This window comes from Paenibacillus sp. TY11 (assembly GCF_059772165.1).
Genome location: NZ_JCBAIQ010000028.1, coordinates 15,150 through 35,999, shown reverse-complemented (window position 1 = coordinate 35,999; position 20,850 = coordinate 15,150). Strand labels below are relative to the sequence as shown.

16 protein-coding genes and 1 pseudogene are annotated in these 20,850 nt (G+C 49.1%); 10 read left to right on the top strand and 7 right to left on the bottom strand.

Annotated elements, in window-relative coordinates; translation table 11 throughout:
- Positions 1 to 128 precede the first annotated feature (128 nt).
- On the top strand, positions 129 to 593 hold the full coding sequence (locus AC6EJC_RS23560) for a transporter (RefSeq protein ID WP_444956047.1): 465 nt from the start codon (positions 129 to 131) through the stop codon (positions 591 to 593).
- A gap of 140 nt (positions 594 to 733) precedes the next feature.
- Here AC6EJC_RS23560 and AC6EJC_RS23555 read toward each other — a convergent pair whose 3' ends face one another.
- On the bottom strand, positions 734 to 2,791 hold the full coding sequence (locus tag AC6EJC_RS23555) for a transglycosylase domain-containing protein (RefSeq protein ID WP_444956075.1): 2,058 nt from the start codon (positions 2,789 to 2,791) through the stop codon (positions 734 to 736).
- Positions 2,792 to 3,072: 281 nt separating this feature from the next.
- Here AC6EJC_RS23555 and speE point away from each other — a divergent pair, with 281 nt between their 5' ends.
- Positions 3,073 to 3,900, top strand: a complete 828-nt coding sequence (gene speE / locus AC6EJC_RS23550; RefSeq protein WP_063212148.1) for a polyamine aminopropyltransferase — start codon at positions 3,073 to 3,075, stop codon at positions 3,898 to 3,900.
- 271 nt (positions 3,901 to 4,171) lie between these two features.
- Complete coding sequence (locus AC6EJC_RS23545; RefSeq protein WP_444956046.1) at positions 4,172 to 5,458, top strand: MFS transporter; 1,287 nt, start codon at positions 4,172 to 4,174, stop codon at positions 5,456 to 5,458.
- 186 nt (positions 5,459 to 5,644) lie between these two features.
- Here AC6EJC_RS23545 and AC6EJC_RS23540 read toward each other — a convergent pair whose 3' ends face one another.
- The 4 genes from AC6EJC_RS23540 to AC6EJC_RS23525 form a co-directional block, all read right to left on the bottom strand.
- A complete protein-coding gene (locus tag AC6EJC_RS23540; protein ID WP_444956045.1) occupies positions 5,645 to 6,226 on the bottom strand; it encodes an LOG family protein in 582 nt (193 codons plus the stop codon).
- A gap of 13 nt (positions 6,227 to 6,239) precedes the next feature.
- Positions 6,240 to 6,554, bottom strand: coding sequence for a MazG nucleotide pyrophosphohydrolase domain-containing protein (locus tag AC6EJC_RS23535; protein ID WP_444956044.1), 315 nt, complete (start codon positions 6,552 to 6,554; stop codon positions 6,240 to 6,242).
- Between the two features lie 210 nt (positions 6,555 to 6,764).
- The gene (locus AC6EJC_RS23530; RefSeq protein WP_444956043.1) at positions 6,765 to 8,504 is read right to left on the bottom strand and encodes an ABC transporter ATP-binding protein; all 1,740 of its coding nucleotides are present in this window, start codon (positions 8,502 to 8,504) and stop codon (positions 6,765 to 6,767) included.
- A complete protein-coding gene (locus AC6EJC_RS23525; RefSeq protein WP_444956042.1) occupies positions 8,501 to 10,252 on the bottom strand; it encodes an ABC transporter ATP-binding protein in 1,752 nt (583 codons plus the stop codon). Before AC6EJC_RS23525 ends, AC6EJC_RS23530 begins: the two co-directional genes overlap by 4 nt.
- Positions 10,253 to 10,399: 147 nt before the next feature.
- Between AC6EJC_RS23525 and AC6EJC_RS23520 the strand changes: the two genes are divergently transcribed.
- The 3 genes from AC6EJC_RS23520 (at position 10,400) to argS (ending at position 13,500) form a co-directional block, all read left to right on the top strand.
- Positions 10,400 to 11,290: a LysR family transcriptional regulator gene (locus tag AC6EJC_RS23520; RefSeq protein ID WP_444956074.1), complete on the top strand. Its 891-nt coding sequence runs from the start codon at positions 10,400 to 10,402 to the stop codon at positions 11,288 to 11,290.
- 93 nt (positions 11,291 to 11,383) lie between these two features.
- Entirely contained in the window at positions 11,384 to 11,824 is a 441-nt protein-coding gene (locus tag AC6EJC_RS23515; protein WP_444956041.1) for a YwiB family protein, read from the top strand.
- Positions 11,821 to 13,500, top strand: a complete 1,680-nt coding sequence (gene argS / locus AC6EJC_RS23510; RefSeq protein WP_444956040.1) for an arginine--tRNA ligase — start codon at positions 11,821 to 11,823, stop codon at positions 13,498 to 13,500. The genes AC6EJC_RS23515 and argS overlap by 4 nt, the downstream gene beginning before the upstream one ends.
- Before the next feature lie 111 nt (positions 13,501 to 13,611).
- On the opposite strand, the gene AC6EJC_RS23505 is transcribed toward argS, so the two are convergent.
- Both AC6EJC_RS23505 and AC6EJC_RS23500 read right to left on the bottom strand, forming a co-directional pair.
- Complete coding sequence (locus tag AC6EJC_RS23505; protein WP_444956039.1) at positions 13,612 to 14,472, bottom strand: CYTH domain-containing protein; 861 nt, start codon at positions 14,470 to 14,472, stop codon at positions 13,612 to 13,614.
- A gap of 126 nt (positions 14,473 to 14,598) precedes the next feature.
- Positions 14,599 to 15,492 (bottom strand): LysR family transcriptional regulator, encoded by an 894-nt coding sequence (locus AC6EJC_RS23500; RefSeq protein WP_444956038.1) that lies wholly within the window; start codon positions 15,490 to 15,492, stop codon positions 14,599 to 14,601.
- A 202-nt stretch (positions 15,493 to 15,694) separates the two neighbouring features.
- Between AC6EJC_RS23500 and AC6EJC_RS23495 the strand changes: the two genes are divergently transcribed.
- From AC6EJC_RS23495 to AC6EJC_RS23480, 4 genes and pseudogenes are all read left to right on the top strand, one after another.
- The gene (locus AC6EJC_RS23495; RefSeq protein WP_444956037.1) at positions 15,695 to 16,693 is read left to right on the top strand and encodes an ABC transporter ATP-binding protein; all 999 of its coding nucleotides are present in this window, start codon (positions 15,695 to 15,697) and stop codon (positions 16,691 to 16,693) included.
- Positions 16,694 to 16,713: 20 nt separating this feature from the next.
- On the top strand, positions 16,714 to 17,784 hold the full coding sequence (locus AC6EJC_RS23490; RefSeq protein WP_444956036.1) for an ABC transporter substrate-binding protein: 1,071 nt from the start codon (positions 16,714 to 16,716) through the stop codon (positions 17,782 to 17,784).
- Positions 17,785 to 17,788: 4 nt separating this feature from the next.
- Positions 17,789 to 19,459: an ABC transporter permease gene (locus AC6EJC_RS23485; RefSeq protein WP_444956035.1), complete on the top strand. Its 1,671-nt coding sequence runs from the start codon at positions 17,789 to 17,791 to the stop codon at positions 19,457 to 19,459.
- A pseudogene (locus tag AC6EJC_RS23480) lies at positions 19,456 to 20,840 on the top strand (MBL fold metallo-hydrolase). The gene AC6EJC_RS23485 and the pseudogene AC6EJC_RS23480 overlap by 4 nt, the downstream one beginning before the upstream one ends.
- Positions 20,841 to 20,850: the final 10 nt, after the last annotated feature.

Here is a 20,850-nt window from a genome sequence, read left to right as displayed (position 1 = left end):
AGGATATCAGAATTTTTGATGTAAAAGGATGAAATATCGGAGTTTGGCGGCGATATGGGGATTCGCCCAGTCCACGGGCTGATGTCCCGCATAGGATACATCAGCCTAGAACACAAGGAGTGAAACACATGTCTTTACTGCCACAAGTCCCTTTCGGAACGCAACCGGGTACTCCGGGTCCATTCACGCCGTCAGGTCCTTCGATTCCACAATTTCCTGATATGCAGGATTCGTTCCCGTCTCCGATAGGTCCGCCACCAGGCCCGGGGCCATTTTCGCCACAGCCGTTCTCACCGCCGCCGCAGGGACCGTTTGGTCCGCAAGGTGGGCCACAAGCCCAAGCACCAACTTCTCCACCACCGCAGTTTACACCACCGAAGCCGCTGGTTTCGGCATATGCGGTTGACCCTGGAGCCATTTACGGTTGTTTGTTCCGCAACACATTTGTATGGCTGACAAACGGAGAGCGTTTCTGGCTGTATCCTGTCTTTGTAGGCAGAACATCTGTAGCGGGTTTTCGATGGAATGGACGTTTTTGGTTTTATTATGGTGTGGACACCCACCGTATTGAGTCGTTTAGCTGTTATTGGTAATAGCACAGCTTTAGGGAAGAGCGGGAGTTAACGGGTGATGGCTGATAGCACTGGCAAGAGAGATAAATGGGCAAATGAGGTAAGTGAAAGTAAAAAGACTGAGAGAGCGCCTATAGCGTTCTCTCAGTCTTTTTTTGGAATTAATCCATCCACCATCGCTTAAAATTGCCCCACCACGATTTCTTTTCAGCTTGTCGCTCCGCTTGATCAGTTGGTGTCGATGCCGGTGGGTTATCTTGCCCCGATAGGGTCTCCTTCGGCTCCGTACCGCTGACGAATACCTCCAGCCGCTTGTCCGGGCTGTCTGGTGCAGCCAGCTTGCCGCTGGCCGGATCAATATAGGCGCTGACTACGCCGTCAGGGATGGGGAAGATTTTGGGCGGCACATTCTCCAGCGCTTTCTCCGTATATTGCGCAAAAATCGGAGCCGCCCGTCGGGCATCCTGCGTGCTGATGTCCTTACCCTTGTCATAACCGACCCAGACAGCGGTGGACAGCTCGGGGGTAAAGCCGACCATCCACGCATCGGTGTTGGTCGTGCCGCTCTTGCCGGCAACCGGGCGCTTGATTAGCTTCGCGACCCGGTTGCCGGTGCCGCCTTCTTCGAATACGCCTTCCATGAGGCGTGTGAGGACGTAGGCGGAGGCGGGCTTCACCACCTGCTCGGGCGCGGCCTGCGGCGCTTCGTAAAGCGATCGCCCGGCCGCATCGGTGATGCGCAGTATCGCCACCGGAGCCACCTTTTGCCCGCCGTTGCCGATGACCGAGAAGGCCGAGGCCATCTCGAACGGGCTGACGGGCGACACACCCAGCGCCAGCGAAGGCACGGGCTTGAGCTCGCTCGTAATGCCCATTTTGCTGGCGAGGTCCATAACCTTATCCGTTCCCACCTTCAAAATGGTGCTTACGGCATAAATATTATCGGACGCTGCAATCGCGCGCCGTAGATCTATTTCGCCCAAATATTTGTCTCCAAAATTTTTGGGCTTGTAGGTCTTGCGGTTGTTGTCGTAGTGAAACAACGTCGGTCGGCTTTCGAACTTGGACGTACTCGTCAATTCGCCGGAATCCAGTGCGCTCAGATACATAATCGGCTTGAAGGCTGAGCCTGGCTGCCGGGTTGTTGCTAGCGCATGATTATATTGATTACCGACGTAGTTCGTTCCCCCGACCATGGCCTTGACATGTCCGTTGCGCGGGTCCATGGAAATTAACGCGGTTTCCAGTCCGTTGCTGTTCTTCATTCCCTCGTTTACAGCCGCCTCGGCTGCCTGCTGCATGTGCATGTCCAGCGTGGTATAAATGCTCAGGCCACCATGCTCGAGCACCCCTTCGCTAATCCCGAGCTGATGAGTCGCCAGCTGGCGGACGTAATCGCGGAACCAGGGAGCGGCTTCCACTGTCCGGCGCTGGCTCTCGGGCCGCAGGGCCAGCATTTCCTCATAGGCCTTGGTGGCTTCGGCCGGAGTAATTTTACCAGTGAGCGTCATGGAGTCCAGTACAATTTTCTGCCGATCCTTTGCATTTTTCATATGATTATACGGTGAATAGTAGGTCGGTCCTTTCGGAATACCTGCCAACAGGGCGCTTTCGGCCAAATCGAGCTCCTTTGCGGATTTACCAAAATACATTTGCGAAGCTGCTTCAATGCCATAGGCGCCGTGACCATAGTAAATTTCGTTCAAATACATTTGCAGCAGCTCGTCCTTGGTGTACTTCATTTCAAGCTGTGCGGTATAGATGGCCTCCTTGGCCTTGCGCGTCCATGTTTTCTCATGAGATAAGTACAGATTGCGTGCAAGTTGCTGAGTCAGCGTGCTGGCCCCTTGCGACATATCCCAGCGGGTCAGATTAACGATTACCGCCCGGCCCAGACCTTTGAAATCAAAGCCAAAATGATCGTAAAACTTCCGGTCTTCCACAGCCAGCGTAGCTGCAATCAAATCGGGGGAAATGTGATCAAGTTGGACAGGAATGGATTCCTTGCCTCCGGCAGAGAAGGTGGCAATGACTTGCCCCTGACTATCGAGCAGACGTGAATTCCGATCCGTATCCGCGAGCGGAAGGCTGGTCGTGTACAAATAAGCGAGTAGAATGCAGGCGGCGATGACCGTCAGAATAGTGAGAGACATCAGTCCTTGAAAGCATCGAAGCCAAAGCGGTTTACGCTTGGGGGATCGCCCAGTAGTATCGGTCATCATGCCACCTCCTTCCATAGTTGATGTTCTCAGTATAGTCAATCCGAAAGCGTCTATTCATCAGATACGCATACGTATCTATTTTAAACAAGATTAAATCTCAAGAATGCTTTTGCAGTCCATCCAGGTATCGCTTATAATGCAAAAAGTGTGAAAGTCCAGTGTGTTTGGTACAATAAATATAGCAAACTCGGCGTTTGCGTGTTGCAGATATAAGGAAAGTCAAGTTTATGCTACCGGATTGCCGGACACATACTTTGATCAGAAAGAAGGTTGGAATGATGGACTTGTGGTTTACGGAGAAGCAGACTCCCTCTTTCGGCATTACAGCAAAAATCAAACAAACCTACGTCTCTGAGAAAACAGATTTTCAGGATCTGGCAATGATCGAGACAGAGGAATTCGGCAATATGCTTGTACTGGATGGCATGGTGATGACAACGGTTAAGGATGAATTTGTTTATCACGAAATGGTAGCGCATCCGGCCCTGAATACACATCCGAATCCCAAAAAGGTTTTGGTTGTGGGCGGTGGCGATGGCGGCGTTATTCGTGAGGTCATCAAGCACCCTGAAGTGGAAAAGGCTGTACTGGTTGAGATCGACGGTAAGGTCATTGAATATTCCAAAAAATATTTGCCTGAAATCGCGGGGAAGCTGGACGAGCCTAATGTGGAAGTGTTGGTCAATGACGGTTACATGCACATTATTGAACACAAAAATGAATACGACGTCATTATGGTCGATTCTACGGAGCCGGTAGGTCCGGCAGCTCCGCTGTTCGAACGCGGGTTTTACCAAGGTATTTTTGAAGCGTTGAAGGAAGACGGCATTTTCGTGGCGCAGACAGATAATCCTTGGTTCAAGGCTGACCTGATTCAGAAGGTCAACAAAGATGTGAAGGAGATTTTCCCGATTGTACGTGTGTACGGTGCGAACATTCCGACCTATCCAAGCGGTCTTTGGACATTCACGTTGGGGAGTAAGAAGTATGATCCGCTCGAAGTAGACGAGACCCAAATTCCAGAGATGGACACCCGATATTACAGTCCGCGTCTGCACAAAGCGGCGTTTGTACTACCTAAATTTGTGGAAGATTTAACGAAGTAAACATTTTAAGAAGCGTCTTAGTGGTCTTTATTACCTGTTTTGGGGTGAAAAAGAGCGCTGTGGCGCTTTTCTTATGTTGAATAAGATTTGAAAATGGATATGAAAGCATATTGGACACTGGATTTCCTTTAAAGATAAAAGAAGGAAATATAAGGGTGTGTGTAGAATATACAAAAAGCCAGACATTTAACAGATTTGTAATGTGTCAACAGGGGAGGTTTGGTTATGGAAATACATAAATCGGCGATGTACCAAAGAGGGGGAAACTTTTTTGATCAGACGCTCTTTTTATTACCTGTGGGGGTCTCAGACGATCTCCAACGTAGCAGATATCATCTATATGCTGAGTGTAGTGGTATTGGTGTTCAGTTCAAGTAATTCCTTAATGACGACAATTTTGATTCCGTTGTTCCGATTGTCTGCTCAAGTGCTTAGTGGGCTCGTTGCACCAATAGTCCTCGGTCGATTTCGGCTGACACGAGTGTTGCTATTTTCCCAGTTTGGTCAGTTTGTCATCTTTACGCTGCTGCTGCTTTATTTGTGGATCGTACCTGAGCAAAGGTCGTTTCTGTTCATTTTTGTGATGGTGTTCGGTATGTCTTTCCTGGATGGCTGGACGAATCCTGCGCGTAATTCGCTTGTACCCCGTTTGGCTACTGGCGAAGGACTAATGCGGGCAAACGGCATGGTAGCGGTCAGTGATCAGGTGGTCAAATGTGCAGGCTGGGCATTGAGCGGAATTATTGTGGCTTGGCTAGGTTCCCTGAATACGCTTGTGATCGCATCCTGTTGCTATCTCGTGGCTGTAACTGTCACGTCCTTCATTCGTGATCCGCTAGATCAGAAGGAATTAAGTCTCGAAGCTTCAGATTCCTCGACCAATCTGGCAGAACCAACAAAAGAAAAAGGATCCCATTGGAAAGAGCTTGGAGAAGGCTGGCAGATCATTTGGCATAACCGCCGTATTCGTTCTCTGATGATCGTCGATAGCGTGGATAGTATTGGGGGAGTCTCCTGGCTCGGCGTATTTATTTTGGCGTACGTCAGCCAAGTGCTGCATCGGGATGCGAGCTGGTGGGGCTTTATGAATGCATCCTTTTTCTCGGGCATGATTTTGGGTGGATTGATTGTCGTTGGCTTGGTCAAGCGATTACAAAAGAACAGCTTTTTATACATGCTTGGAGCGTTGCTGGTGTACGTGCTAATTACGGTTGTATTTGCACTGAATACCGTTCCGGTCGCGGCCCTTATTCTTTTTGCTGTATCAGGCTTACCTGTTCAAATGGCTGGTATCATTCGCCGCACCTTGCTGCAAACCAGTGCACCGGCAGCCCAGCTGCCCAAAGTCATGGCGGGAATTGATGTGCTGACCAATCTCGCTTTCGGCCTGTCCTTGTTATTCATGGGCTGGTATGCAGACCGTTTCGGTATGGTACAGGTGTATTTACTGGCTGCGGTTATGACGACCATTGCTGTCTTGATCGGCTGGTTGTATCGACGTGATTTTCAGGAAAGTGAGCAAATTGACCATCCAACCGCTACGGGGGCAGGGATTTGAATTTGGCATTTTCGTAGCTGGAGCATCGTTCATTGAATGACTACATAAATGGAGAATATAAGCATAATGACCTTGTAATTCTCCCCTTATTTCACAGGAACACCACCAGAATGACGTTGACGGTGGTGTTCTATTTATAATCTATTAAACAATATGTCTGTTGGGCGGTATGCATCGTTTTTAAATTCAGGTCCGTTTGCTCGTGAGGTATGTTTTGATGGCAGGAGGAGTGTAGTTGGTAAATTGCCGCAGGATTCCTTCCGGAGTAGTGTCCGTAATTACCATCGCACGATATTTTTCCTGCATAAATTGTTCCTCAGCCATACGATCAAACAAAGAAATAAGTGGATCGTAATAATGGTTAATATTTAGAAGACCACATGGCTTTTCATGCAAGCCTAGCTGTGCCCATGTGAAAATTTCGAAATATTCTTCCATCGTACCTGGGCCACCTGGTAAAACAATGAACCCGTCCGAAATCTCTGCCATTTTAGATTTCCGTTCATGCATAGAATCAACAATGATTAATTCGCTCAGGCTTTTATGTGCAATTTCACGGCTTTGCAAAAAGTGAGGGAGTACACCGATAACGTGACCTCCTGCCTGAAGTGTCGCATCAGCTACTGCACCCATTAAACCAACGCTTGCTCCTCCATAAACCAGGGTTATCTCTTGTTCAGCAAGTGCCTTGCCCAGAGCCATAGCATGCTCACGATAAATCGTAGATGCTCCATCACTGGAACCGCAGAAAACAGCAATACTTTTCATATAAGATTCTCCTTTATGAATATCTTTGTGCAAGTTTGTTCTGATGTGTCCGGAATATGTCCTCCAGGGTGATGTCATACTTGTTGGCGATCACGATGAGATTACCCAGTACGTCTCCAAGCTCTTCAGTTAAATGTTCCTTGTTATCCTCGAATGAACCATCAATCTCATCAGGCCGGTCTCTGCCGATCTCCAAGGCGCGAATGGCTCTCGCAACCTCCCCGGTTTCTTCCGCCAGAAAGCCAATTCGGACGAAGATATCTAGATCTGACCAGCTTCTCTCATGGTAATATTGCTTTACCCACTGTTGAAATTCATTAATATCCATTTCCAGCCTCCAAACATAAACCGATGCGTAGGTGTTGCTATACACAAAACCCCAAGAATAAAACCGAAACGTTTGTTCGTGTTTTAATTATAAAATATGAGAGTGGATTTATCAAAGAAAAATAAAAACAAAAAAGCCGATTGCTATAAAAGCAACCGACTTTTTCAAAAAAACTCGTTCTTAATGATGCTACCCTATCCGGTACACCTGCTAGGCCGTAATAAACTGGCTGTTATAGAGTGAAGCATAATGGCCACCGCTGGCAAGCAGCTCCTCATGGGTTCCGCTTTCGACGACATCGCCGTTTTTCATGTATAAAATCACATCCGCTTCGCGGATGGTCGATAGTCTGTGGGCGATCACAAAGCTGGTGCGTCCGGCAATCATTTTCATAAATGCTTTTTGGATACGCGCTTCTGTCAGGGTGTCTATGCTGCTGGTCGCTTCATCCAGTATCAGCATAGGTGGATCGACGAGAATCACCCTCGCGATGGTGAGCAGCTGCTTTTGGCCTTGCGACAGGCTGTCGCCCGATCCGCTGATGACCGTATCGTAGCCATGAGGCAGGCGCTTGATGAAGCTATGCGCATTGGCAGCCGTCGCTGCCGCGATGACTTCTTCGTCCGTAGCCTCCGGCTTCCCGTAAGTGATATTGTCCCGAATAGTCCCGCTGAACAGCCATGTATCTTGAAGCACCATGCCAAAGTTAGTCCGCAGGCTGTCCCGGCTCATGTCGTTGATATTCACCCCGTCGATGGATATCGAGCCGCTGTCCACATCGTAAAACCGCATGAGCAGGTTGACGAGTGTTGTTTTGCCTGCTCCAGTCTGCCCGACAATGGCAACACGAGTACCCGGCTTTACCTCCAGACTAAAGTTCGTAATGAGCGTACGTTCCGGGTTATAGGAGAATTTGACATGATCAAAAAGAATCGTGCCTTTGCTGCGCTCCAGCTGTACGGCGTTCGATTTTTCCGGTTGCTCTGGCGGTGAGTCCAAAATAGCAAATATGCGCTGGGCGGAAGCAGTAGCCGCCTGAAACTGGGTCAGCACACCCGTAATTTCATTAAAGGGCTTGGCGAACAGGTTCGTATAGATTAGAAAACTCGACAATCCGCCTACCGAGATCACACCCATAATGATGGAGATACAGCCAATCATGGCGGTAACTGAAAAAGTCATGTTGTTCACCAATCGGGTGGAGGGGTTGGACAATGATCCGTAAAACTGTGATTTTACCCCGGCTTGATACAATTGTTCGTTTCTGGCGGAAAATTCCTCAAACGAGCGGTTTTCATAGTGAAAAGCGGTAACTACCCGCTGTCCGCCAATTATTTCCTCCACGTAGCCATTCAGGCTTCCTAAAATTCGGGCTTGTTCGCGGAACATGCGCTGGGATCGTGTGGTAATGAACCGTGCCACACCATATGTGACAGGGGCTGACACTAGCACGACCAGCGTCATCAATGGACTGATATACAGCATGAGCACAATCGAGCCTATAATCGTAATAATACCGGTAATCAAGGTAGAGAAACCTTGTAACAATCCATCCGACACGGCATCCATATCGTTCACAAATCGGCTAATGCTGTCTCCTTGCGGATGATTGTCATGAAAGCTTAACGGAAGGATATTAAAATGATCAAATAACTCCCGCCGCATATCATTTACGGTCTGAAAAGCAATACGGTTCGTCAAATACGTGAGCAGCCAGCTAAACAGACTGCCTACAACATATACGATGCCTAATCCAGCTAGAATCTGCGCGATACCTCTAAAATCCACCGCTCCCTTATCCACCATGTGGTCGATAGCCTGACCAATCATATAGGGTCCGATCAGACTGGCAAGCACGCTGAGAATCGCACTGACGATGACCCAAAACGTTGTTCTTTTATATTGACCCACATAGGTTAACAATCTTCTCCAGGTTTCCTTGCCACTCATTGGTCTACCTCCTGCGTTGAGAGCTGGGAATGATTAATTTCCTGATATACATCTGAGCTGCTCATCAACTGTTCATGTGTGCCGATACCGACAATCCGCCCTTCATCAAACACAATTATTTTATCGGCATGCTGTACGCTGCTTACTCGTTGCGAGACCAGTAGGACGGTCATGCTTGTGCTATTTTCCCGTAGCGATTTGCGGAGGGCGGCGTCGGTTGCAAAATCAAGTGCGCTTGAGGAGTCATCCAAAATAAGAATTTGCGGATTGCCTACAATAGCTCTGGCAATGGTAAGTCTCTGCTTTTGACCCCCTGACAGATTAAGCCCCCCTCGGGTGATCGGAGCATCGAATTTTTCCGGCAAGTTGGAAATAAACTCATCCGCTTGCGCGATAGCTGCGGCTTGAGCGACTTCCTCATCGGTGGCGTGTTCATGCCCCCAGCGGATATTATCCGCTATAGTCCCAGTGAACAGCAGCGCCTTCTGTGGAACAATCCCGATTTTCTGCCGCAACTGCTCAAGCTTATAATGCCGAACGTCGACGCCGTCGACCTGTACACGACCTTCTACCGCATCATAGAAGCGGGGAATGAGATTCACAAAGGTGGATTTCCCCGAACCTGTTCCTCCGATGATTCCGACCGTTTCACCGGGATAGATGTCTACGACTACGTCGCTAAGTGCCATTTGTCCTGTCTTATTGTATCCAAAGGAGACATGATCAAAAGAGATGGCTGGCACAGTGCCCTGCTCACCTATTCCTTCCTGGCCTATAGATGTAGATGTAGCAGTATTGGAAATCGAAGCTTGTGTGTCTAAGACCTCCTGAATCCGCGCGGCTGAAGTAGCAGCCTTGGTGAACAAAATAATTAAATTAGTCACCACAATCAGGGCCAGTAAAATCTGCGTGATGTAATTAATAAAAGCAATAATCTCCCCTTGTGTAAGGGATCCGTGTTGGATATGAATGCCGCCGATCCACAGGATTGCAATAATAGCTCCGTTCACCACCAGCAAGGTGGCCGGGCTTAGCAAAGCAGAAATACGTCCGACACGAATGGCGGTCTGGGTCAGGTCATCTGAGGCGGTATTGAACTTTACTCGTTCAGCTCCTCTTTTGGCAAATGCGCGTATGACCCTTACGCCTGTAAGATTTTCGCTCAGCACAAGAGCGATTTTATCCAGCTTTTTCTGATATAGACGGTAAAGTGGTGATGCCTTCGTAATGACCACATACAGGATCAATGCCAGAACCGGTGTAGCCGCCAACAGTACCAAAGCAAGGCGGAAATCCAAGATCATTGACATGATAATAGCCCCGATACAAATAAAAGGAGCACGAATGACCAGACGAATCAGCATCGCCACAGCCGTTTGGAGCTGATTGACATCATTCGTAATTCGGTTGATGAGCGAGGGCGTACCGAACTTATCGAGATCAGCATAAGAAAACGATGAAATGTGCTTAAACATCGTATTGCGCAGCGTGGTTCCGAATCCTTGAGAGGCCCGGGCTGCGTAAAACTGACACACTAATGAACTGCCAAAGCCCAGTATAGTCATGAGTAACATCAAAAGACCCATTTGCCAAACATAATGGGTGTCTCCTTTACCAACGCCATGATTGATCATTAATGCGACCATAGTAGGCAGCAACAATTCCAGGATGGCCTCAATCAGTTTAAACAGAGGCCCGAGAATCGTTTCCTTTTTATAGGGTTTCAAAAAAACAGCAAATTTCAGCAACTAAACCATCACCTAACTTAATAATGTATAACCTCGTGCCGCAATAGAATAACTGAATATGATTATGGCATATCCCCAACCATATGAATAATATTTAATATATATTAGAGGTATAGGTTTTACATATATCAGCACCGGAGGTTCATGATGGAATTGAGGCATCTCAAGTATTTTTTGGCGATTGCAGAGGCCGGACAGATTACAGCGGCAGCCAAAAAGCTGCAAATCGCGCAGCCTCCCTTAAGTCAGCAGCTCATGCAGCTGGAGGAAGAGCTTGGTGTGAAGCTTGTGCATCGAGGCTCACGAAGCATCCAATTGACGGAGGCCGGCATCATTTTGCAGAACAGGGCCAGGCAGATTGTGGAGCTAACGGAAGCCACGACGAGAGAAATAAATGATTTTGCCATGGGGATGAAGGGTACGCTCACCATTGGAACGGTCTCTTCCTCTGGCGCAGCCCTGATGAAAGACAGGCTCTCCGAATTTCATAAAACCTATGCGGGTGTAAAATTTGAAATCCATGAGGGAAATACATTCATGGTTCTCGATCTTTTGAAAAAAGGGATTGTAGAGGTCGGTATCGTCAGAACCCCTTTTAATACCACCGATTTAGGATGCAGATATGCGGCCTCCGAGCCGATGGTAGCAGTGATGACAGAAGAACATGACTGGAACCCCGAACAAAAGACCATCCCATTGTCTGATTTGAAAAACAGGCCGCTCATCGTCTACCGCCGCTTTGAGCAATTGATCCACGATACCTGTATGAAGCATGGATTTGAGCCGAATTTCTTTTGCAAAAACGATGATGCCCGCACCACGCTTCACTGGGCCAATGAAGGGCTGGGGATCGGCATGATTTCGCGGTCCGCGTTGTCTCTGGGCAGCAACAATCAATTAATGGTTAAGGAAATTATGTGTGAAGAATTGCATACTCGTGTGGCGGCTGTCTGGCTGAAGGATAAATACATGTCTTCTCTAGCTTCCCGATTCATTGAAAGTTTTAGCCAAGCATCCGATGAAGCTGACTTAAGGTAGCTGAATTTTTTGGACGAAAGCATCTTTTTTGTAAAAACTCATTTGAATTGCAATCGGGAACTGGATATAGTAGTACAGTAGGATAGCGATAGAATGGAGTTTGAACACATGCCACACAATGCAAAGGTCCGAATCCGTCTTCATAGTCATCATGACGGAGAAGATGTGGTACAGGAGCTTCCTGGAGAAGCGATCGTGCGTGGGAAGCATCTATATATAAGGTACGATGAGCCGCAAGAGAGTCCTGAGGGCGGTACGACACGGAACACAGTCAAGATCGGACCGGATGAGCTAAAACTGATTCGTCACGGTGAGGTACAATCGGAGCAGTCGTTTGCGCTGGGACGCAGGTTGCCTGGATTTTACCGCTCGCCTTACTTAAACCTGAACATGTCTGCGCATACGCAGAAGCTCGATATTCGGATGGATGGATTCACCGGACATGTGAGCTGGACCTATGATCTGTACGTATTTGAGGATTTCTCGGGGCATTTTGCCATCAGTTTGCATATACAGGAGGAGCAACAATCATGACAAGCAATCCACTGGAACTTATTAATCAAAAGGTGACCTCAGCAATCGAGGCGGCGGTGCTGGCTGCCGGAATCGTGAGCCGCGAAGAGCTGCCGACCATTACGCTGGAGGTACCAAAGGACAAGTCACATGGTGATTTGGCTACCAACGCTGCGATGCAGCTTACCCGCATTGCGAAGAAGAACCCGCGTCAAATCGCTGAAGATTTGATCGCAAATATGGATTTGGCGTCCGTTTCTATTGAAAGTGCGGAAATCGCTGGGCCGGGCTTTATTAACTTCCGCCTGAACAAGAGCTATCTTTATGCAGTCATTGGACAGGTGCAGGAGCAGGGGGCAGATTACGGACGCATACAGGAAGGTGCAGGTAAAAAGGTACAAATCGAGTTTGTCAGCGCCAATCCGACAGGTAGCCTGCACTTAGGTCATGCACGTGGTGCAGCCGTAGGGGATGCCCTCTGCAACGTGCTTGATTTTGCCGGATACAAAGTAACTCGTGAATACTACATTAATGATGCGGGCAACCAAATTTACAACATGAGCCGCTCCATTGAAGCGCGTTATTTGCAGGAGCTGGGACAGTCTGCCGAGATGCCGGAGGACGGATACCATGGTGAGGATATTATCGGGTTTGCCAAGGAACTGGTGGCCGAGAAGGGCGATTCTCTGTTGTCCATGGAACCGGGAGATCGCGCCGCTTATTTCCGTGACTACGGTCTGGAAAAGGAACTGAACAAGATCAAGCGTGATCTGGAGCGTTTCCGTGTACCTTTTGATTCCTGGTTTAGCGAAACATCATTGTATGATAACGGTGAAGTGCTTAAAGCGTTGAACGAACTTCGTGACCGTGAGGAGATTTACGATAAGGACGGAGCTACATGGCTGAACACAACCAAGTACGGCGACGATAAAGACCGTGTCTTGATCAAAAATGACGGCACCTATACGTACCTGACTCCGGATATTGCTTACCACCGTGACAAATATGCTCGTGGGTATGACACGATCATCAACATCTGGGGAGCGGATCACCACGGCTACATTCCACGGATGAAGGCAGCAATGGAAGCACTGGGTAATGACCCGGATAAGCTTAAAGTGCTGATTGCCCAAATGGTCAGCTTGTTCCAAAACGGAGAAAAGGTAAAAATGTCCAAACGTACCGGCAAGGCCGTGACGATGGAGGATCTGATGGAAGAAGTGGGTGTGGACGCGATCCGTTACTTCTTTACCATGCGCAGTATGGATTCGCATCTGGATTTTGACATGGATTTGGCGATTTCCACCTCCAATGAGAATCCGGTATTTTACGTACAATATGCACACGCACGTGCATGCAGCGTATATCGTCAAGCCGAAGAGCAGGGTATTGCTGTACTGCCGTTGGCAGAGGTTGACTTGTCGAAGCTGACGGCTGAGCATGAATACGATCTTTTACGTAAAATTGGCGAGCTGCCGGAAGAAGTATCGGTGGCGGCTACAAACTTTGCGCCACACCGTATGATTCGCTATGTCTACGAGCTGGCTTCATTGTTCCACAGCTACTATAAGGCAGAGCGCGTCATCACAGAGGATGCCGCTCAAACGCAGGCTCGCTTGGCGTTGTTTGGAGCAGTTCGCACTACCATTGCCAACGTACTGAAGCTGGTGGGCGTTTCTGCACCGGAACGTATGTAAGCAAGCAACCTTAACATAATGACCTTGTAGTCATATTTATAATGATAAAAGGAACCGTTCGTACCACCTCAACAGGGTGGCGCGTTCGGTTCCTTTTTATGTTTGAGTAGCTTAGTAGCGTTCCAGTACCAGATTCGTTTTCAGGGAATCGGCGGGAACCAGCCATCCTTTGGATTGCAGCAGGTTAATCAGCTTGGTGCGGTTGCTCGCGGCAACGTTGTAATCCGAGGTTTTGAAAGAGATTTCGATGATATTATCTGTACCCGATCCGTTTGCGCTGCGAATTGGCCATACTTCAACATCAGTGTCCAATCCTTGAAAGCTACCCTCGTATTTGCTGACCTGTACAGGACCGCGTACTCTGGAATTTGCCAAGGTTTGTTTGCCCCAGTTGCTGCTTTTCCAGTTTTGCAGCTTGCCCGGAAGATTATCCTGCAATTGCTTTAACGCCTGATCCGGGGAAGGTAAAGCTAATCCTTTGGAAGCGTTCGTTTTCTTATCATTGGAAAAGCTTAGAGTCTGCTTGTTGTATCCCCAATCCACCTCAGCCTCATAATTATCATCGGATGCGCTGAAACCTTCTTTATTGGCTTGGGTGAGCGCCGCGTCGATATTTCCGTCTGTGACCGTATAGCGCTTTTTGTAGGTTAATTCATAATTTTTTTTGTCCTCTTTTTTGCGAAATCTGACGTTCCAGCCCTCGTCATTCAATTGCAATGAATCTGTATCAAAATACTCGACGCTCAATCGTTGCGCATCTTCGCTAATTTGGAACTCGTTCACGATGCCACTTTTTAAAGAACCGTCCGCATTGAGGACCTGAGCTGTATCCAGCAGCAGCTTTACCTCATAGCTTGGTGTAGCATTGGCGGCGGCTTGTACAGGCTCTGCTCCTTTCCATCCTGTTACGAGCAGCACTGCACTCAGGGTTATTACTGACATGAATTTGGTGATACGAAGACCTGGTTTCATTTCATCCTCTCCTGTTCGTCCGAATGGGTTACACGTTACACTTTACGGGTGTATTGTCAGTCGTATGTCAAGGCAAGAGGGCACTCCGGTTAAAAAATAACATATTTTCTATATGACAGCTAAGATTTAATCTTGGTTCCATGATAAATATTCAGTGAATCTGTGAATCAGCGCTGAACGATGACGGTCTTTGTTGCTGACCAAATAGATGTACCGCTCAACAGGCTGCCCCGGAATAGGTCTTACAACCAGTAAGCCTCGCTCAACCTCTGACTGAACGGCAATGCGAGAGACAAAAGAGATGTGTTCTCCCAACATGACCGCCTGTTTGATTGCTTCCAGTGACTCCAACTCCAGATAGGAAGGAAGTCGCCGACTCCCACGCTCCAGCCATTTGTCGGTTACGTGGCGTGTGCTGGAATCCTTGCCATGTAGTACGAAAGAGGAAGAAGCGATACGCTCAGGCGTCAAATGGGTTTCGTTTGCGAGCGGATGAGTGGGTGAGCAGATGAGCACCAGTTCATCTTCGCCCAAGGATTCTGAGACTAGCGTTGGCGATTGAAACGGCTCTGCCGAAATGATGCCGAGGTCAATTTCATGGCGAGCGAGCATGTCCTTGATCACGGGCGCTGTTTTCACGGACAAGGCGATGTGAATACCCGGATGCTCACGGGCAAAACGGTGAAGCACAACAGGAAGCAGATAGGTAGCGGGTACATAGCTTGCACCAATACGTATACTTCCCCGTTGGAGCGTATCAAACTCGCGAACGACTCGCTCAGCCTCAGCAGCCAGTGCATTAATCTTGGTGGCATAGTGCAGCAGCGCATTTCCGGCATCCGTCAGGATGATTTTGCCCATACGTGTGTCAAACAACTTTACTCCGAATTCGCGCTCCAGATTTTTCATATGAAAAGTAACGGTTGGTTGCTTTAGGCCGAGAAGCTCGGCTACCGTAGTAATTTTATGGTGCTTGTTCAGTAGCTCTACAATATGTAGCTTTAGAAGACTTAAGTTCACTTAGAATGCCTCGCTTTCAGGTTAATCGAACAATCGTGCCTATTCTTTGGTAGCACAGCATCAATCTCCTCTATATAGATTAAATCTATGAGTGTTAACACAATTCATTGAAATAATTAATTTTGTTTTAACTTTCCAATAACACAGGTTGCGAATTCAAGTTTTACACTGGGAACAGTCATAAGAACAGGCAGGTAATGCGATGAATCAGGATCTATATATTCACGAATTAAGTAAAACCTTCGGCCAAATAACCGCGCTGCATGAGACGAATCTGGTTGTACGACGGGGCAAATTTACAACACTGCTCGGACCGTCCGGCTGTGGGAAAACAACGCTCTTGCGCTTGATCGCCGGGCTGGAGACGCCGGATACCGGCACAATCACGATGGGAGAGGAAATTCTTTTTTCGGCTGAACGCAAAAAGGATATCCCCGCACATCTCCGACACTTTGGTATGGTCTTTCAGGATTTCGCGCTGTGGCCGCATATGACAGTGTTTGAAAATGTGGCCTTCGGCCTGCGTGCGGGCAAGCGGGGAAAAGGTTTCGTTAGCGCACGAGGCAAGGAACTGCGGACAGTGGTGCTGGAGGCGCTCGACAAGGTCAGACTGTCAGGGATGGAGGATCGCTATCCTCATCAGTTGTCCGGTGGTCAGCAGCAGCGAGTTGCTTTTGCAAGGGCGGCTGCTATCCGGCCCCGACTTGTTTTGTTCGACGAGCCGCTGAGTGCGCTGGATGCGGTGCTACGGGAAGAGATGCGCATTGAGATGCTATCGCTTGTGCGCGATCTGGGGCTGACCGCTCTATACGTTACCCATGATCAGATCGAGGCGATGTCAATGTCTGATGAAGTGGTTGTTATGAAAAGTGGACATATTTTGCAGACGGGAACACCGGAGGTGATCTATGGCCGGCCAACTCATCCCGAGGTGGCCAGGTTTATCGGCAAATCCAACTGGTTGGAGTCGGAACGGGCACTATTTCGTCCTGAACATGTCCGTTGGGAACAGGAGCAAGCGGATCAGCACGCTTTTATAGTAGAGATCCTGCATGTCAGCTATGTTGGCGATCGTTATGAAATCCGTATACTAGCCGAGAACGGCGAGCAATGGACTGCGTATCACTCTACTCGCTTGCCCATAGGGGAACAAATGCACATTTGGGTATCACCGCAATACATCCACCAATTTGAAGCATAGGGAAAAGGGGTATATACAAGATGATGAATAGGCGTGTTTTTCGTACAGGATGGAAAAGAGGGGCTATGCTCGCATTAACATTGACTTTTGGACTGACCGTGGCAGGCTGCGGAACAGCTACGCCATCCAAGGATGGGACGCAAGCCAATGGATCAGCAGGACAAGCGGGGGCTACATCCACCGATCAGAAGCTGGTTGTCTACAGCGCAGGCCCGGATGGATTGGCGAAAAAGCTGGTAGCGGGGTATGAGGCGCAGAGCGGAGTTAAGGTAGAGTTGTTCCAGGGAACAACAGGTAAAATTTTGGCCCGAATGGAAGCTGAGAAGACGAATCCGGTAGCGGACGTGGTTGTGCTGGCATCTCTTCCGTCTGTACAAGGCTTGAAAAAAGAAGGACTCACGCTGCCCTACCCGGATGCCAAAAACGCGGACAAGCTAAACCCAGACTGGTCCGATAAGGAGGGTAACTACTTCAGCACCAGTGCTTCTGCTCTGGGCATCGCATATAACACCAAGCTGGTGAAAACACCACCAACCTCATGGGCTGATCTGGCGAAGCCCGAGTACAAGGATCAGGTTAACATTCCCGATCCATCCCTGTCTGGCTCAGCGTTGGATTTTATGACAGGCTATCTGAGCGCCAAGGGCGATGGGGGCTGGACGTTGTTCGAACAGTACAAGGCTAACGGTGTTGCCATGGCTGGTGCCAATCAGGAAGCGCTGGACCCAGTGATTACCGGAGCTAAAGGTATAGTCGCCGCTGCGGTCGATTACATGACCTACAAGGCTAAAGCCAAAGGTGAACCGATTGACATCGTCTATCCGAAGGAGGGAACGGTCATCAGCCCACGTCCTGCCGCAATTCTCAAATCAACGCAGCATGAGCAAAATGCCAAAGCATTCATTGACTATCTGTTGTCGGACGAGGCGCAGAAACTAGTAGCAGATGCCTCCTTACTCCCGGGCCGCACGGATGTCAAAGCCGACAAGCGTGCCAACCTGGACGAGATTCCATTGCTGAAAACCAATTGGGAATGGATGGGCGAGCACGGATCAGACGTGACGGAGAAGTTCACGCAAATGTTCAAGTAAGCCGATGAGAGGCTTATCCGTTAAACACATCAGAGCGTGGTGTCTGACGCTTGCTCTGATCGCGCTTCTTTTCCTGATTGTGCTGCCGTTGCTGCAAATCTTCATCCAAAGTGTGTATGTTGATGAGAAATTTCAATGGGATGCGCCTTTTAGGACGTTAGCTGCTTCGCAATTTGCAGGAGTGCTATTCAGCTCGATTTGGCTAGGCATCTGTGTGATTGCAGGAACGACGGTACTTGCACTTCCGCTAGCCTGGATCATGTCCAACACTCGTCTTGCACACTGGCGCTGGTTGGATGTCGTGCTTCTGATACCGTTTATGACTCCGCCCTATATCGGGTCCATGGGATGGATTCTGTTTATGCAAAAAAACGGATATCTGGAGCAGTTGTTTCCGGACCTGCATTTTTTAACGCCGTCCTTCTTCAGCCTCGGTGGCATGGTAATGATCATGAGCCTGCATCTGTTTCCGTTCCTGTACCTGCTGCTGCGCGGGGCGCTGGTGAGGATTGGCGGGAGTCTGGAAGAGGCGGGTGCCGTAATGGGCGGCGGCTTTCTGTACAGATTCCGTCGAATCATTTTACCGCTGCTGCTGTCGGCTTACGGAATGGGCGCACTACTCATTTTCGTTAAAACGATTGCCGAGTTTGGCACCCCCGCTACCTTTGGGCGACGTATCGGATATGAGGTCATGACTTCGGAAATTCACAAATATATTTCCAGTTGGCCCATAGATTTCGGCAAAGCGACGTCAATGGCCTCGGTGCTGTTAACCGCCTGCCTGCTCATGTGGTACGTGCAATCGGTGATCAACCGAAAGTTTACATACAGGCTGGTAGGGGGTAAAGGTTCGCGTCCTTCCCGTCTTCGTCTATCGGGCTGGACTACGGGACTGAGTGTCGCATTCATTCTATTGTTGCTAATCGCTGCTATTGGTATCCCTTACTTTTCAGTTATCGCGGCTTCCACCATGAAGCTACGGGGAATCGGATTGGCGTGGGACAACCTTACACTCGACTATTACAAGGAACTGCTGTCTTGGGGCTCAGAGAGCATGGAGGCGCTACTGAACAGCGTGTTTCTCTCTTTGGGCGCATCGACACTTGCTGTGGTGCTGGGCACCTGGTTTGCACTTGTCATCGGCGGCTCACGCACGAGAATCCAACGGACCGTTGATGCATTCAGCTTGCTTCCGAACACGGTTCCGGGAATTGTTATGGTGGTCGGCCTCATTTTGTGGTGGAACTCGCCGTGGATGCCGATTCCGTTGTATAACACATACGGCATGGTCATTCTGACGTATGTTATCTTGTTTGTTCCTTATACGGTTCAGTATGTCAAAAGCGCCTTTACACAGGTGGACATTGCTCTTTTTCAGGCGGGACAGGTATTTGGCGGACGACCGTCTTATCTATTCCGCCGGATTGTACTGCCGCTGATTGTACCGGGAATGCTCGCGGGTTGGATGATGACCTTTACCATTGCTTCACGCGAGCTGGTAGGATCATTGCTGATTTTGCCGCCATCCGTCCAGACGTCTGCAACCTACATATTTGCCCAGTTTGAGCAGGGACAGGTGTCACTTGGCATGGCGATGGCAGTCATATCGGTTGGGTTGACCACACTGCTACTGATCTTAATGGAAAGCCTAAACTCGCAAAGAAAGTGGAAATGATGATGACCAAGCTTAGGATTTGGGGCGGGGCGGGCGAACATGGCCGTTCCTGCTATGTTTTTGAAGGAAAGCAGCATCGCGTCATGCTGGATTGTGGTGTGAAAAAGGAAGGAACCGGTCAGTATCCGGTTTTTCCGCCGCAGAAGGCGAAGGGACTGACCACTGTATTGCTGTCTCATGCCCATGAGGATCATTCCATGGCGCTCCCTTTACTGTACAAGTATGGATACCGGGGAGAGGTCTGGACGACCAAGGCTACTGCCGAACAGTTGGGCTCCTATTTTCGCTCCTGGCATACTTATGTTGAATCGAGAGGAGGCGAATTGCCATACGACGAACGGGATATTCAATCCATTGCTTATCGCTATCTAGAAGATGAAGCGCCGTCAGGAGTATGGCATGAGGCTTGTCCGGGTGTGAGAATCATGTGGGGACGCAGTGGACATTTGGCTGGTGCAGTGTGGTATGTGGTAGAAATGGAAGGGAAGCGGTTGTTCTTTTCTGGAGACTACAGCCGCGAATCTGAGCTTCTTGCTGCCGACGCGCCAGACTTGGGCGTTAGGGAGGGGCTGACGACCTGCCTGAATGGAAGTCAAAGCCCAATCTAGCCGATATATCCGTCATGGACAATGCCTATGGCATGGATATAGACCCGCAGCCTGTTAAGCTGGAGCGGCTGAGGGTCGAAATGAAGCAGATTTTATTGTCTGGTGGTCATGTATTGTTGCCGGTACCTGCCTTTGGCAGAGGACAGGATTTGATCGTATGGGTCAGCGAGCAATTCCCCGGACAGGCAATGATTGTAGAACCCGACATATGGCAGGGATTGGAACGGTTAAACCACTGGAAAGAATGGCTGCGTCCGGAAGCTCCTGCGCGAATAAAACATGTGCTAAACAGTGGTAGGATCTTCGTGCCTCGTGATGCTGCGGAACGAGTAAGTCTGCTGGAACAGAACGCTGCGACTATTATCGTAACAAGAGACGGCATGATGGATTCCCCACAGGCGCGCTGGTACTATCAGTATCTATCGGATAACCGCAACATGGGGGATGGCAAAGATAGCGGAGAAAGCATTAGCAACAGTGTTATATTGACCGGGCATGCCCCAAATGGTTCTTTTGGCAAACTTCTGTTGGAACGTGCGGATCAAAATGACAATTGTGTAGCTCGGCATTTGATTTACAAGGTGCATCAGGGGGTATCGGATGTGCGGAAGATGTTGAAGGAGTTGCCTAGCAAACAGGTTGTACTCGTTCATGCGCCAAAGCCGCAGACCGACCTTGTACGAGATGAGTTGATAAGAGAAGGAAATAGTGGGTGTGAAGGTCCTGCCAGCGAAGTTCATTCTCTGGAGCCGGGCGCAACGCTAGAGGTTTAGCATCACATCA

Coding starts and splice junctions, on each gene's coding strand:
- AC6EJC_RS23560 (WP_444956047.1), top strand. CDS start 129: ATGTCTTTACTGCCACAAGTCCCTTTCGGAACGCAACCGGGTACTCCG.
- AC6EJC_RS23555 (WP_444956075.1), bottom strand. CDS start 2,791: ATGACCGATACTACTGGGCGATCCCCCAAGCGTAAACCGCTTTGGCTT.
- speE (WP_063212148.1), top strand. CDS start 3,073: ATGGACTTGTGGTTTACGGAGAAGCAGACTCCCTCTTTCGGCATTACA.
- AC6EJC_RS23540 (WP_444956045.1), bottom strand. CDS start 6,226: ATGAAAAGTATTGCTGTTTTCTGCGGTTCCAGTGATGGAGCATCTACG.
- AC6EJC_RS23535 (WP_444956044.1), bottom strand. CDS start 6,554: ATGGATATTAATGAATTTCAACAGTGGGTAAAGCAATATTACCATGAG.
- AC6EJC_RS23530 (WP_444956043.1), bottom strand. CDS start 8,504: ATGAGTGGCAAGGAAACCTGGAGAAGATTGTTAACCTATGTGGGTCAA.
- AC6EJC_RS23520 (WP_444956074.1), top strand. CDS start 10,400: ATGGAATTGAGGCATCTCAAGTATTTTTTGGCGATTGCAGAGGCCGGA.
- AC6EJC_RS23515 (WP_444956041.1), top strand. CDS start 11,384: ATGGAGTTTGAACACATGCCACACAATGCAAAGGTCCGAATCCGTCTT.
- argS (WP_444956040.1), top strand. CDS start 11,821: ATGACAAGCAATCCACTGGAACTTATTAATCAAAAGGTGACCTCAGCA.
- AC6EJC_RS23505 (WP_444956039.1), bottom strand. CDS start 14,472: ATGAAACCAGGTCTTCGTATCACCAAATTCATGTCAGTAATAACCCTG.
- AC6EJC_RS23495 (WP_444956037.1), top strand. CDS start 15,695: ATGAATCAGGATCTATATATTCACGAATTAAGTAAAACCTTCGGCCAA.
- AC6EJC_RS23490 (WP_444956036.1), top strand. CDS start 16,714: ATGATGAATAGGCGTGTTTTTCGTACAGGATGGAAAAGAGGGGCTATG.
- AC6EJC_RS23485 (WP_444956035.1), top strand. CDS start 17,789: ATGAGAGGCTTATCCGTTAAACACATCAGAGCGTGGTGTCTGACGCTT.